General features: G+C 61.1%; 13 protein-coding genes. 2 read left to right on the top strand and 11 right to left on the bottom strand.

The genetic code is table 11. From position 1 onward, the window contains the following. Positions 1-37: 37 nt before the first annotated feature. The 5 genes from A6A03_RS04255 to A6A03_RS04235 all read right to left on the bottom strand — a co-directional run bounded on the left by A6A03_RS04255 (position 38) and on the right by A6A03_RS04235 (position 4798). Entirely contained in the window at positions 38-1564 is a 1527-nt protein-coding gene (locus A6A03_RS04255) for a PAS domain S-box protein (RefSeq protein ID WP_066783861.1), read from the bottom strand. A gap of 277 nt (positions 1565-1841) precedes the next feature. Beyond that, complete coding sequence (locus A6A03_RS04250; protein ID WP_066783859.1) at positions 1842-2594, bottom strand: anti-sigma factor family protein; 753 nt, start codon at positions 2592-2594, stop codon at positions 1842-1844. A gap of 29 nt (positions 2595-2623) precedes the next feature. Beyond that, a complete protein-coding gene (locus tag A6A03_RS04245; protein ID WP_066783858.1) occupies positions 2624-3235 on the bottom strand; it encodes a sigma-70 family RNA polymerase sigma factor in 612 nt (203 codons plus the stop codon). Between the two features lie 35 nt (positions 3236-3270). Beyond that, on the bottom strand, positions 3271-4119 hold the full coding sequence (locus tag A6A03_RS04240; protein ID WP_066783892.1) for a RibD family protein: 849 nt from the start codon (positions 4117-4119) through the stop codon (positions 3271-3273). A gap of 10 nt (positions 4120-4129) precedes the next feature. Further along, the gene (locus tag A6A03_RS04235; RefSeq protein ID WP_066783857.1) at positions 4130-4798 is read right to left on the bottom strand and encodes a phosphatidylserine decarboxylase; all 669 of its coding nucleotides are present in this window, start codon (positions 4796-4798) and stop codon (positions 4130-4132) included. Between the two features lie 211 nt (positions 4799-5009). On the opposite strand from A6A03_RS04235, the gene A6A03_RS04230 reads away from it, so the two are divergent. Next, positions 5010-5411, top strand: a complete 402-nt coding sequence (locus tag A6A03_RS04230) for a CBS domain-containing protein (RefSeq protein ID WP_066783856.1) — start codon at positions 5010-5012, stop codon at positions 5409-5411. Positions 5412-6025: 614 nt separating this feature from the next. Here A6A03_RS04230 and A6A03_RS04225 read toward each other — a convergent pair. The 6 genes from A6A03_RS04225 to A6A03_RS04200 form a co-directional block, all read right to left on the bottom strand. Further along, positions 6026-8011: a hypothetical protein gene (locus A6A03_RS04225; protein ID WP_245668826.1), complete on the bottom strand. Its 1986-nt coding sequence runs from the start codon at positions 8009-8011 to the stop codon at positions 6026-6028. Further along, positions 8008-8388 (bottom strand): EamA family transporter, encoded by a 381-nt coding sequence (locus A6A03_RS04220; RefSeq protein ID WP_245668825.1) that lies wholly within the window; start codon positions 8386-8388, stop codon positions 8008-8010. Before A6A03_RS04220 ends, A6A03_RS04225 begins: the two co-directional genes overlap by 4 nt. A 41-nt stretch (positions 8389-8429) precedes the next feature. Continuing rightward, the gene (locus A6A03_RS04215) at positions 8430-9044 is read right to left on the bottom strand and encodes a class I SAM-dependent methyltransferase (RefSeq protein ID WP_066783853.1); all 615 of its coding nucleotides are present in this window, start codon (positions 9042-9044) and stop codon (positions 8430-8432) included. A gap of 2 nt (positions 9045-9046) precedes the next feature. Then, positions 9047-9226 carry a hypothetical protein gene (locus A6A03_RS20275; protein WP_156525258.1) on the bottom strand — a complete coding sequence of 60 codons (180 nt, stop codon included), beginning with the start codon at positions 9224-9226 and terminating at the stop codon, positions 9047-9049. Position 9227: 1 nt separating this feature from the next. Beyond that, positions 9228-9941, bottom strand: a complete 714-nt coding sequence (locus A6A03_RS04210; protein ID WP_245668823.1) for a class I SAM-dependent methyltransferase — start codon at positions 9939-9941, stop codon at positions 9228-9230. 246 nt (positions 9942-10187) lie between these two features. Further along, positions 10188-11198 (bottom strand): fumarylacetoacetate hydrolase family protein, encoded by a 1011-nt coding sequence (locus A6A03_RS04200; protein ID WP_066783849.1) that lies wholly within the window; start codon positions 11196-11198, stop codon positions 10188-10190. A 905-nt stretch (positions 11199-12103) separates the two neighbouring features. On the opposite strand from A6A03_RS04200, the gene A6A03_RS04195 reads away from it, so the two are divergent. After that, entirely contained in the window at positions 12104-12790 is a 687-nt protein-coding gene (locus A6A03_RS04195; protein WP_245668821.1) for a hypothetical protein, read from the top strand. Positions 12791-12856 lie beyond the last annotated feature (66 nt).

The following is a 12856-nucleotide window of genomic DNA, read 5'->3' as shown; positions in this document are numbered from 1 at the left end:
GGACAACACGTGTCACCGCCGGTCGTCCAAACAATGGTCACACGATGCGCTGTGAGCGCGGACGAGCTTTTTCTTGCCGGCCCAATGCGTATACGATCCCGTCTTGCAGGGACGCCATGGTGCGGATATGGCTCAGATCTAACCCCAAGCCGACGATGGTTTGGGCGACTTCAGGGCGAATCCCAGTCAGTAACACCTCTGCCCCCAACAAACGTACCGCCTGCGCCGAGCGCAGAAGGGTATTGGCGACTTGGGTATCGACCACCGGCACGCCGGTGACATCGAGAATGACAATGTGGGCGCCGGTCGTGTTCACCCCTTCAAGCAGTGTCTCAATGATTTGCTGGGCGCGCAGGCTGTCGATACTGCCGATCAGCGGCATCGCAATCACCCCCTGACTGATCGGCACGATCGGCGTGCTCAATTCGCGCAGGGCTGCTTGCTGGGCCGCAATGATACGCTCATTCAGTGCTTGCCGCTCTTCGGCGGACTGCCGTTCGGCGGTGACATCGGTAATAAATCCTTCGATGGCGATGACATTGCCATCGTCATCGAATACGCCTGCACCGCGTTCCCACAGCCAACGGATGCTGCCATCGGCGTGGCGAATACGATACGTGACTTCGAATTGGCGATGCTGTGCTAATGCTGTATGGACACTTTCCCTGACTGCCTCTGCATCCTCGGGCAAAATGAGATCACCAAAGGAGAGTCGGGGCATTTGACCTTCTGAAGGCAGAAAATCGCTCGCTGGATAGCCAGTGATATCAAGCGTGCCTTCACTCATAAACTCTGCCGTCCATTTGGCGTCGTTGCGCACACGATACGCAATGCCGGGCAAATTACGGATCAGGCTATCGAGCCGGCGCTGGCTTTCACGCAATGCCTCTTCGGCGCGAATCTGATCGGTAATATCTTCGGTTTGCGACAACCAGCCGGCGACCCGGCCATCAGGATGGTGGAGGACGGCGTTGTACCACTGGCAGATGATCATCCGGCCATCTTTGGTGATATTTTCGTTCCGGCTATTGGCGGCTTGCCCGCTCAGCAGGGCATGCACAATCGATTCTACATGCTCGCGGGCAATGTTGGGAACGAGCAATTCAACCACGTTTTTGCCAATCGCCTCGGCGGCGCTCCAGCCAAAAATGCGCTCAGCAGCCGGGTTCCAGCGCATAATGATGCCATATTCGTTAGCTTCGAGCGTTGCTAACGGCGAAGTGAGGAAGCTCTGCTCAAGGCGCTGGTTGAGCATGTGTTCACGCCGTAGTAATGCTTCCTCTTCGGCGATCAACATTTGCTGGGCGGCTGCAATAATATCAGCGATCGGCCCGGCAGCGGCAGGTTGATCGCTCAGCAGTTTGGTTGCTTGGCGGCGGGTGGCGTCGAGCCGCTGAAAACCGGCTGCAATCGAACCTTCATTCCTAATCACGGCGAGCAGATGCGAGGGGTCGTTGGTGCTAAGCGCGTCAGCCAACGCAACAAGGAGGGGGCGGTCAGGTGAAGGCACATTGGGGCACCAAGCGCGCAGCGCGTCGGCTATAGCAAGATGGGCAGCGATCATACCGGCGGTTCCTAAATACCCAAATGAGGTGAGGATAGCTATTTTTGCTCAGTATAGCACATTGTGGCTAATAGATGATTGAGCAAATACCGTCTGAAACATTGCGCGTTGATGGCAGATCGAGGCAATTGGAACAGGTGTGGCAACGAAATCTAACCCGGTTTGTTCGGCTTGATGAGTGCAGGCTAGGCAACGCTACCGGCTGCCATATATGATCGAGTGCGGTAACTTAATTACCGCACTCGGTGAACACAAGCTCTTGTTCCCAGATGGCTGGTTACTCGGCCTTGCGGCGCACGAACCAAATCCCAGCGGCAACGAGGATCAGCAGAGCCAAGACAATCACGACCGGCAGCGGTGGCGGGCTAGGCGGCTGGGTTGGTGGCGGTGCTTGGCGTTGCGCATCGGGCGGCGGGCCAGCGTTGCCGCCTGCTCCCGGCGCAATGCCGTCTGCGCCGCCTCCCTGTGCGGGTTGTTGCATCACCGTCGTTTCTTTTTCGGCTGTGGGCTCGCTCGCTAGGACTCCAGCCGTCGCTTCCGTGGCCTGCTCATTGCGTTCATTCATCGCGGCGGCTGCCGCGGGCGCCGCGACCGCTTCGGTTGGCTCGATCCTTGCGGCGCTCACCGCAGCCGGCGTCGTTTCCGGCGCCATCATCACCTGCGGTTGGCCGGCAGGAGAGGCGCCACTGGTGAGGCGCAGCACTTGCCAACCAATGAGCATCACCAGCGCCAGCGCGGCCAACCCGCTGAGCGGTTGCAACCAGCTTGGCAAGGCAAACCGGCGTGGGCGCATACCGGCCATGTCTGGGGTGAGCGTAAATGACCGGGGTGGCGTGACCCATGGCTGTTCACGCAAGAGGTCGCGGGTCGCGCGGAGTTCAGCCAGTTCGCGGCGCAGCCGCGGCTCGCTCGCCAGACGTTGCTCAAGCGCAGTGCGGTCGGCGGGGGCTAATTCGTTGTCTATGTAGGCCGAGAGCAATTCAAGATCGCGCTCTGGCAGTTCTGATTGGGGGGCTGGCGACGTTGTCATCGATTTCTCACTCGGCTATCAGCCGGGTATCATTTTGATTTGTCTGACTCATCATCTAGACGGAATTTGGCCGGCAAGAGTTCCCCGGCGCGCAAGATATCGCGCAATTTGGCCCGCGCCCGGCTCAACCGCGATTTCACCGTACCCAATTGCACCCCGGTAATCTGCGCAATCTCCTCATAGGCTAAGCCCTGAATATCGCTCAGGATAATAACAATGCGCTGGTCTTCCGGGAGTTCGGCTAACCCTTGTTGGATAGCGGCGCTCAATTCTTGCCGTACCACCATATCATCGAGGCTCTCACCCGGATCGGGCGCTTCGGTGCGGGTGTTGTCGTCTTCGTTGTCCGCGCTATCAAGCGAAACCGCTGGTCGTCGTTTGCGCGTGCGCAGGACATCGTAGCAGGCGTTCGTGGCAATCCGCAGCAACCATGCTTTGAATACGCCGCCGCGAAAGTTGCGCACATTGCGAAAAGCAGCGATAAAAGCGTCTTGGGTGGCATCAGCGGCTGCATCGGCATCACCCAACATGCGATAACAGAGGTTGTAGACGCGCGTCTCGTACAGCCGCACAATCTGGTTAAATGCCTCGAGGTCGCCCGCTTGCGCCGCGCTGATTAGGCGTTGTTCTTCGTTTGCCATGCAATCGCTCGTCTCCCGTGCCAGCCTGCGCTCTATTATACCGTTTCGGCAGCCGTTGCAAAGTGCAATTGCGCGCGCTGGAAGAGCATATCGCCGGCGCGCCGGAGACTGATCAGGCGGAGACGCGGCGGATGCTGCGGGGCAAACCCTACGCCTTCGACCAAGCCGGGGCGGGGTGGCGCCGGTGGGGATGGATTGCCCACAATGATGGGGCTCAGGGTCAGAAAGACTTCATCAATAAGTTGGGTCAAGAGCAGAGTGCCGTAGGTGCGCCCGCCTCCTTCGCTGAGCAGGGTGCGAATGCCGTAGCGTTGGCGCAGCGTAGCGAAGGCAGCGGGCAGATCGATCTGGCCGTCGGCGCCAACCAGACACGTGAGCTGGGGGTGGGTGGCGAGCGCGCGCTCGGCGCCGTGCGCGGTGGTGATGAGAAAGAGTGATCGCGGCAAAGTCAGCGCAGTCGCTGCCGGTACATCACCGGTTGCCGAGAGGATTACCAGTGCTGGTAGCGGTGGTCGTTCTTCACTGGCGCGCAAGGCGGCAAAAGCCGGCCAATCAATTAATTCCCCCGCTGCCCAACGGTGGCGGCGGGCGGCGCGCAGGGTTGCGGCGCCGGCGAGGATCGCGTCGGCGCGAGCGCGCACCAGTTCCATCAACCAGTGGTCATGACGGCTATTGCGGCTGATCGCATTGCCGCCGTTCCACCCCGGCTGGTTGAATGCGATCCGGCCATCGTGCGAGATGACAAAGTTCGTCCATACGGCGGGGCGATGGGCAGGAATCGCTGGCAGTCGCCAATCGCCGCTGTAGATGGCGCGCAGCTCTGCCGGCAAACCGGGGCCGTGGTTGGGTTCCTCTTCAAACAAGAGGGTAAATGGGCTGATCATGCGCATGCGCTCAGGCTACCACGGCACCGAGCCGGCTCTGCCCGGCGAGCGTGCGATCACCCGGCGTCACCTGTGGTTCGATCACATCACGCTGGATGTAGAGATCAACTTGCCCGCCAAACCGGACACTAGCGATGCGAGTGCCAGCGGCAAGGGTTGCACCTTGGGTTGTCTCGCAGCGCAACCAGCGCCCTAGTGGGGCGGCAATAATGGAGAGTAACAACGGCCCCCAAGCGGTCTCGATGCCGATGTAGAGGCGTTGGTTGCGTTCTGGGGCTTGCGGATCGCGCAACGGGCGGTAATCACCTCTCACCTGCTCGATGTACGCGACCCTCCCGGCGACCGGAGCGCGGCAGATCGGCACATCAAGCGGGCCGATCACCGTGGTAAGGCGGAGACAATCACTGTGGACGAAGCGATGTTCATAGACTTCGCGCACCCCTTGGATGCGACCATCGGCAATCGCAAAGACGGTGCGTGATTCATCGGGCGGGATGCGACGCGGATTGCGGAAGAGCGCCGCTGCCAAGGCCGTGAGCGCCAAGGTTGCCGGCGCCAGCCGTGGCCGTAGCCCAAGGGCAAGCCCGGTCAAGCCCAAACCGATGCCGACCACGGCCGTCGCTTCGGCATCAAGGCCGGGCAGGGCAGGTTGGCGCTGATTGGTCGTTGGCTCTGACATACATCTACCCGATGACTGATGAACGCATCACTTACGATAGGGTGATTCTAGCATGAAGGGACAGCCTGTGCAAATGCTTGTAGGTTGTGACTCGTATCGATATGATGCAAGGTACAAGACCACATTCCATATTGACGCGATGTGTCAGATTGATTACACTATGGCAATCATGACTGTTTGCGGAATCTTTGTGTCGTGAAAGGAAGGCCCCATGGAGCGGACGGTTGGCGAGGTGATGCATGTTGGTGTGTTGACCTGCCGGCGCGAGACCCCGATCCAAGATGTCGCCCGTCAGATGTCGGAACAAGACATCAGCGCACTGGTGGTCGTTGATGATGAAGGGTATATGGTCGGCTTGGTCTCGCGTACCGATCTGGTGAATGCACGCCTGTACGAACAGTACTGGAAGCATTGGCGCGGTTTGACGGCTGGCCATATTATGATTACCGATGTGGTCTCGGTGACACCCCAAGACACGCTGCAGCATGCCAGTCGCCTGATGATGGAACGCCGGATCCATCGGGTGGTGGTCGTCGAACCGGGCGAAAAGGGCCTGCGCCCGATCGGTGTGCTGTCAGTGACGGACGTGGTGCGCGATATTGCCAAAGAGTAGCAGCGGGTTGCTGCATCATCGCAACGAGCGTAAGGGCGGGTTGCAAACCCGCCCTTACGCGCTGTGATACGGAGTGCTGGCAGCCCGACCGCTGCGCAGGTTGCTGGCCCTCACACCCCAACCACACAACGAACAGCGTTTCTGATGCGAAATTGCGCGCTGCGTGGGTTGTTGGCTCGCACCCCTGCGGGATCCCTCTTCCGCACTAGCGAGCGAGCGGGGCTGGGGTTGCGGGATGCCCCTCCGGAGGGGTTGGGGGTGGGGGCAGTCTTCTTGCAACGGGCGTTCGCGGGCCAGCGGCCCGCGTTCCTTCCCACGGAGTGCGGGCGGCTCGCCCGCCGGTAGCGGTGCAGGGCGCCCGGCCCTGAAGGGCCGGGCTAGGGTTACGAAGCCCGCTGCGCGGGCTGTTGGCCCGCACCCCCGCGGGATCCCTCTTCTGCACCAGCACGCGAGCGGCTGGGGTGAGGGATGCCCCACCCCCAGCGGGGGAGGCTGGGGGTGGGGACAGTGCCTCTTGCAACGCGCTTGCGCGGGCCAGCGGCCCGCGCTCCTTCCCACGGAGTGCGGGCGGCCCGCCCGCCCGTCACGATCGCCAGCAGTTTCAAACCCGCTGTTCAATGCAGGTAATCCCTAATCTGCCCAACCCACAGGATGGCGCCCTGCCCAATAATTGCCATCAGCCACGCAGCGGCGGCAACCCGGCCCCATCTGGCGTGCGCCGCTAGCCGGTCAAGCGCAATCCCTGCTGGTATGCACAGCGCCGGGTAGAGGAAGAGCATCCAGCGTAACCCTTGGTCGGCGATGAGGAGCAGGCCAAGACCGCTGAGCGCGCCGCCCCACCATGCGCCGAGCAGCCAGCGCAGCGCGGTGGTCGTTGGTTGCTGGGTGCGCCAGATGATCCAAAGGCCGGCTAGATTGGCCAGCGCTAAACCTAGTGGCGCCGGCAATCCGCGCCGTTGTGGCGGTTGCCAGCCGGACAGGGCAAGGATGGTTTCGGTAATGATCTGCATGGGCGCTTGGCCGCCGCTCGCGCCTTGGCCGCCACGCCCGCTGATCAGTTCGAGGTACACTGGTGTGGTGTACATCACGATCAGGGCTAACGCAATCCCACCGGCAGCAGCGATGAAGAGGCGGGCCGGGGTGACGATTGCCGCTGGCTGCCGCCATGCCAACAACCATGCCCAGCCGATCAGTAAGCCAAAGCCGAGCGTCACGCCGGAATGGGCCATCAAACCGGCGGCAATCGCGAGCGCCAATCCGCTCAACGCCAGCCGGTGGCTGCTGTGGGACGCTGCGCCCATACTAAGCCCAAGCAACGCCGGCAAGATCAGGGCTTGCCCGCCGACGTTGGCCAGCTCGCCAATTGCCAACGCTTCGAGCGATTGGGTGGCAGAGAGGTAGCAAGCGGCGCTTAAGAGTGCGGCTCGCTGCCCGAATCCGGCTTGCCGCACCCACCACCAGATTGCCACACAGAAGAGACTATCAAGCGCAGCGGCCACGATCGTCACTAAGAGCCGGCGCGCGGCAAAATCGTCGCCAAACAGGATCTGGAAGGGGAGGGCTATGAGGTAAAACCCGGCTGGATACGGCGCTGCGCCCCCGCCGGCTTCGGCGGGCAAGCCAGCGGTGAGAAAGGCGTGACCAAGACCGAACCGCAAGAGGTTATTCGCGTGAAAGCCGGCGTCGCTGCTGATCGCATGCGGGTGGAGCAAACCGGCCAAGCGCACAATGAGAGCGAGCAGTGCCAGCCCAATTGCTTGTCGCCACGCCAATTGCTGCGGCCAGCGCAGCGCGAGGCCCACGTTGATAGCGGTTGCGCCGGCGCTCAGCGCCGCCAGAATTGGCGTCAGCAGCGCAAAGGCCGGTCGCGACAGCGCAATCGCCGCGATCGCGGCGCCGCCGCCGAGGCTGATCACACTCAGCGCCCATCGTGGCGGAAGCGCCGCCGTGTGGCTCCACAACCACGCCGCCGCGAGGGTCAGCCCAATCCAGCCGAGCTGGCCCCAATCCGGCGCGCGCCAGCCGCCGATCGTCTGGACGTGGGTACTGCGTAAGACAAAACCCAACGCGCGCGGATCGCCGGCCGCTTGGAACGCATCGCTCCGCATCACCAGCCGTACCGTTCCGTCGGCGGGGACGAGCAGCGTATAGCGACGGCTCGGCGCTGCCGGCAGTTCAAATGCCACCGGCGGCAATGCGCCGGCTTGCCACGCGGTAGCGGTTGGCGCGCCGTCGGGCCGCCCGCCCTGTGCGCGTACTGTAACCAACCAATATCCGCCTCCCAAACCCGGTAGACTAATCACACTCTCTGGTTGCGTCCAGCGGTAGGGATCGGCAGCGCCGGGTAATTCCCACCATGCCGCCACCGCCGGCAATGCCGGTTCAGCCGCATGCACCATCTGCAAGAACGGCGCATCGTCTTCCCGCCGGCGGGTAAGCGGATCGCCGCCAACGGCGAGGTGGACGCTGAGCGGGGTTTGGTACGCCAGACCGCAGCCAATCAGGACGAGCGCCAGCAGCAAGAGTGCAGGCCGCCAATCGTGGCGCAATCGCGTTGCCAATGCCCTGCGCGGATCAGCTAAGGTGTGCGCCAGAGTCACGACTTACCGCTGCCCCATGTAATCACAATTACGCCGATCACAATGATCAGTGCGCCAACGAGGCGGATCATCGTGATTGGCTCGTTGAGCAAGATTCGCGAGGGGATCAGAATGATCACGTAATTGAGCGCCAATAACGGGTACGCAAAGGAAAGGTCTACCCGCGAAATGACGCCCAGCCAGAAGATGGCTCCGCCAAAGACGAGGGCAAAGCCGAGAATAACGCGCCAGTCAGTGAACGTCGCCCACAGCACCCGCGGTTCGAGCGAGAAGGCGCCAACGTGAGTGGTGACGTGGTTAATGCCGATCTTGAGCAACACCTCACCCGTCACGGTGAGGGCGCTGGCCGTGATCAATAGGGCGAGAACCAGCAGCATAGTGCGCACTTTGGTTGAGACAGCGAATAACGGTTTCATCATCATGGTCGCCGGCGGAGCACATACACGGCATAATCGCAAATGCCAGAGCGGAGGTGATAGTTGCGGGCGATGTCAAAGCCATCGCCGAACATCGCCTGATAATCGGCATCGTGCCGGATATAGCCACCGCGATCAAGCGCATGCATCAGGTGGCCGAGCGGGTTTTGGCCGGGTGGCGGCGGCGTATCTTCCATCACCAGTACCGTGGCCCCCGGCCGCATCACCCGGTAGACTTCGCGCATCACGGCGCGGGCAGTGCTATCGGGTAGATGGTGCAACACGCCGAGGATCAGGCCGGCGTCAAAGGTCTGATCGGTGAACGGCAGCGCATCGCCGCTAGCGGCAAGGTACGTTCCCGGCCGGCGTTGAACCGCAAAACGGATATAAGTGAGCGATGGGTCAATGCCGACATAGCGATGCGGTGGAAAGTCGGCTGCGAACTCGCCGGTGCCGCAGCCGAGATCGAGAAACCGGCGGTGGTCGCCGTGCCACGGTCGTAGCTCGCGGGCAATGGCCAGATGTTCGCCGGTAAAGCCGGCTTCGACCAACCAGCGCAGCCGGTTCCACAATTCAGGCGTGGCGCTTAAGCGGTTGAGGACAGGATTCAGCATCATAGTTAACCAGTCTTCCAATGAGGCGCCGGCAATGGGTGCCTAAGCTGGGCCATCGCCGGCGGAATGTCGATGTGGATACGACGATCATCCATCCGTAGCGAGGGAGGCAATCCCCACAGCAACCCTTGCCACAGCCGGAGTGATGATACCGGTCGCGATGATGCGGCAGTGATCGCGATCACGTTAGACCCGCGCCAGCGCAACGATTGACAATCCAAACGGCCATTTCCCGCCACGCGCAATGTACGCCGCTTCGAGCATCATTGGCAAGCGTAACGCAGCATTGACCGGGCGAGAAGGCAACTCCATCGCCGACTCAGTCTGCGGTTCCGGCAACACCCGCTCAAGCAGCCGCACCGCTGCCGAGATTGGGAAGAGCAGCGTCAGCGCGTAGGTAAGCTGTTCGACGGTAAAGCCGTTTTCACGCAGCAACCGCGCGACTTCGCCAGCCGTGTACCGGTGGCGGGTATGGACTTGGCGATCATGGCGCGAGCGCAGCCATTCGTAGGCCGGCAACCGGATGAGCAGCCGGCCATCACGGCGCAAGACCCGCCGTACTTCGGCTAGCGCTTGCCGCTCGTCGATCACAGCCCGATGATACAACACATCGAACGATGTGACGAGATCAAAGCTGTGATCGGCAAATGGCAGTTGCAGCACTGACCCGCGCGCCAACCGGCCCGGAATGCGCCCACGCGCGAGCGTGAGCGCTTCGGTGGCGAGATCAAGCCCAACCACTGTGCCGTAGCGACGCAAAAACAGCGCGTCGCCACCGGTGCCGCAGCCAGCGTCGAGGATGCGCAGATCGCGACGTCCGCCAAACACACGGTCAAGCATAGCGGCATTGATGGCGCGCATGCCGCCGTACCACCAGTGTTGCAGCTCAACCGCTGCCATTGTTGTGTACTCGTTCTTTTCCATAACCGGGGCGGACTATACCAGATGGCGGGCAAGCTGGCAAGTGGCGCTATGGCTAGCCGCTCGTTGCTTGGTTGCAGTGCGCCGCTATGCCTCGTGCAACAGGCATGTTCTGCGATCGATTGCGGTGACGCTATCCCCCGCGATTGCGAGAGCGATACCGAGCGCGAAGCGACGCACTGGCAGCAACAGCCTGCTCTGCGCGCTTAGTGCGGTATGGATGCGTTACTCTAACTCTAACCCTAGCCCAACGGGTGAGCGCAACTGCCCCAGCTCAGCACATTCGATCACCACCTCATCGCCGGCGCGCAGCCATGGGCCATCATCGCCGTGCAGATCAAGCAGGCAGCCGCCGGTGGCGACGCCACTGACGATCACCTCGCCGGGGTAGAGCATCGTATCACGGCTGGCGAATGCGATCAGCTCGGCGAACGACCACCGCATGAGCGCCGTATTGGCGCGAGCAAGCTCACGCCCGTTCAGCCGCAGCCGCAACTCCAGCATCAGCCGGCCATCGTCATCGCGGTAGTATTCCAGCTCGTCGGGCGTTACCAGCCACGGGCCAAGCGAAGTGGCGCGATCGCGCGGGCGGAGTGATGCGGCCAACGGATCGCGGATTGTCCACGCATTGACCAACAGATAACCGGCAATGTACGCATCGGCATCTTCCGGCATAATATCACGCCCGGCCCGTCCGATCACGCATCCGAGCGCCATGCCGCAATCGAGCGGTTCGGTCATTGGCAGCTCGATCGGTTCGTCGGGGCCGAGGATGGTAGTATGGCTGGCAAAACGAAACGCGGGCCAGTTGCGGTCGCCAACCCAATATCCAGCCGCTCGGCGCATCATCACCGTGTGCTCATCGGCGAGTGCATCAAACTCGCGCAACGAAACCGCCTGCGGCAAGGGGGCGACAAGGCGCACTTGGGTGGCCGGGATCACCAGCGCCGTATCGCCAATGGTCAATCCCTCGTGCCAATTGAACTCGCCGAGCGGTGCTTCGGACGGATCGGCGCCTCCCATGACATTGATTACCGCCTGTACAATATCGGCGGCGGCAGCGATGGTGGCATCAGGGTGATCGCCCCGCAACAGCGAGAGCATATCCCACTGCGCTGCGGCGGCCTCCTCGCTGATCAATGCTGCCGCCGCTGCTAAATCGATGATCGCATCGCCGAGCAAGACACCGGCTCGCGCTGTGGATCCAGCGGGCGGGATGAAGCTGACCAATCGCACTGCCGTCTCCTTACATCAATCTGAAACCGGTTCGGCCTGTTTGTCCGTGGCCCTGCACTGTTCTGGTTCAAGGGCGGACAGAACGTATGAGTGCAGATACGGGTGATAGTGTTGCGATATGCCGGTTTGCCTTCACCTCCTGCCCCTCTCCCACTGGCGCTCAAGGTCGGACAGAACATCTGATCTGGAACCCGGCCCTGAAGGGCCGGGCTAGGGTTACGAAGCCCGCTATGCGGGCTGCCGACCCTCACCCCCTGCCTCTCTCCCACTGGCGCAGGAGAGGGGAGGGTAGAGCTACGCTTTGAGGCATTGCACCGTGCTCAACGGCTGTCATCGACCACATGTTCTGTCCGCCCCTCAACTGTTCTGGCGCGGGCGCGGGAAAGGTATCTCGGCCACGTTGATTCTGGCCCTGCCGCAATCGTTGCCGGAAGCGTGAGGGCTACATCAAACAAACGTCGCAGCCAAACTTCTGCGCTTCCACCCTTACGCTCGATCATTGCACGAGTATAACGCGCCAAGTGTGTCAACGGTTGAACCTAGCGATTGGCAACCTCAAGAGCATGCGTTTGCTTTCCGGTGGAGATTGCCTCGCCAACTGCGGCGGTGCGCAATGAAAAGGGAACGATCAGCAAAACGTTATTCACAGCTTCCGCATGTGACTTGCAACCATGCTTACCGCGTTAGGATCGAAGCAATTTCCAATGTTGGCGTCAGGGCTGTAATGCTCAGCGCCCCAATGATAGTACCATATCGGCGGAACAGGAATGATTTCGTGTGCTGTCATAAGCGAGCGGCAGAGAACGAGCTAGAAATGCACACATCTACGCCCCAATTTGTTCACTTTTCCTCTAGGCAAGCGCTCTTGGATGTGGTAAGATATTTCATATAAACAACACTTGTACATGGCAATCAAAAACACGTGGAGCACGATCATTATGGAGTACGAGCTGACCGAACAACGCGCCCTCAGTCGTCTAGATCAGTACATCTTGCTCTACTGGCTCATCTCGTTGGTCATAGGCATCCCCTTGCTGGGTGATTGGCTGAAGAGTTGGAATGTGCCTGCGACCTTGGCGAACCCGTGGTTCGTGGTGTTCTTGCTGGTGAGTTTTGCCTTTAGTCAAGTCTTGTATGTGCTGGTTGCGCGTCACGATGGCCGTCCATTCTTGTGGGGGCCGACCGTGATTTTCAGTATCGGCAATGGCGTGATCGAGACGTTTGCCTTTGCGATCGTGTATCGCATTGGCGCGTGGATCGGCGACGGGATCGCGATGCAGTTCTGGCCAAATCTGGCGGGGCCGCTCGGTTTCGCGATCGGGTTTACCGCCTTCGTCATTTATGGCGGTGTGATTCATGGCATGTTTTGGCTGCAATACCTGCCGCCCCATCTCGACGATTCGCCGCAAGCGATGCGCATCCGCAAATTGCGCCCGCTGGCCGAGATGGCGCTGGTCTTGGGGTGGAGCCTCTGTTTTTATCTGTATCAAGATATCTGGACGGTGATCTTCATTCATATTTTGGTTGATCTTGGCTTAATGCTGCGTGTGCGCCCTCCGGTCTTTCTCGGCGCCAGCCGGCGGGTAGCGTAAGCCCACGTTGGTAGACCATACCTCACTCGATGGATAGAGTGCGGCAGTCACACTGCCGCACTTCAG

The organism is Chloroflexus islandicus (genome assembly GCF_001650695.1).
In the GTDB taxonomy this organism is placed as follows: Bacteria; Chloroflexota; Chloroflexia; order Chloroflexales; family Chloroflexaceae; genus Chloroflexus; species Chloroflexus islandicus.
This window is presented reverse-complemented; position numbering and strand designations above follow the sequence as displayed.

Coding starts and splice junctions, on each gene's coding strand:
- A6A03_RS04250 (WP_066783859.1), bottom strand. CDS start 2,594: ATGACAACGTCGCCAGCCCCCCAATCAGAACTGCCAGAGCGCGATCTT.
- A6A03_RS04240 (WP_066783892.1), bottom strand. CDS start 4,119: ATGATCAGCCCATTTACCCTCTTGTTTGAAGAGGAACCCAACCACGGC.
- A6A03_RS04230 (WP_066783856.1), top strand. CDS start 5,010: ATGGAGCGGACGGTTGGCGAGGTGATGCATGTTGGTGTGTTGACCTGC.
- A6A03_RS04245 (WP_066783858.1), bottom strand. CDS start 3,235: ATGGCAAACGAAGAACAACGCCTAATCAGCGCGGCGCAAGCGGGCGAC.
- A6A03_RS04210 (WP_245668823.1), bottom strand. CDS start 9,941: ATGGCAGCGGTTGAGCTGCAACACTGGTGGTACGGCGGCATGCGCGCC.
- A6A03_RS04195 (WP_245668821.1), top strand. CDS start 12,104: ATGGCAATCAAAAACACGTGGAGCACGATCATTATGGAGTACGAGCTG.
- A6A03_RS04215 (WP_066783853.1), bottom strand. CDS start 9,044: ATGATGCTGAATCCTGTCCTCAACCGCTTAAGCGCCACGCCTGAATTG.
- A6A03_RS04255 (WP_066783861.1), bottom strand. CDS start 1,564: ATGATCGCTGCCCATCTTGCTATAGCCGACGCGCTGCGCGCTTGGTGC.
- A6A03_RS04235 (WP_066783857.1), bottom strand. CDS start 4,798: ATGTCAGAGCCAACGACCAATCAGCGCCAACCTGCCCTGCCCGGCCTT.
- A6A03_RS04220 (WP_245668825.1), bottom strand. CDS start 8,388: ATGCTGCTGGTTCTCGCCCTATTGATCACGGCCAGCGCCCTCACCGTG.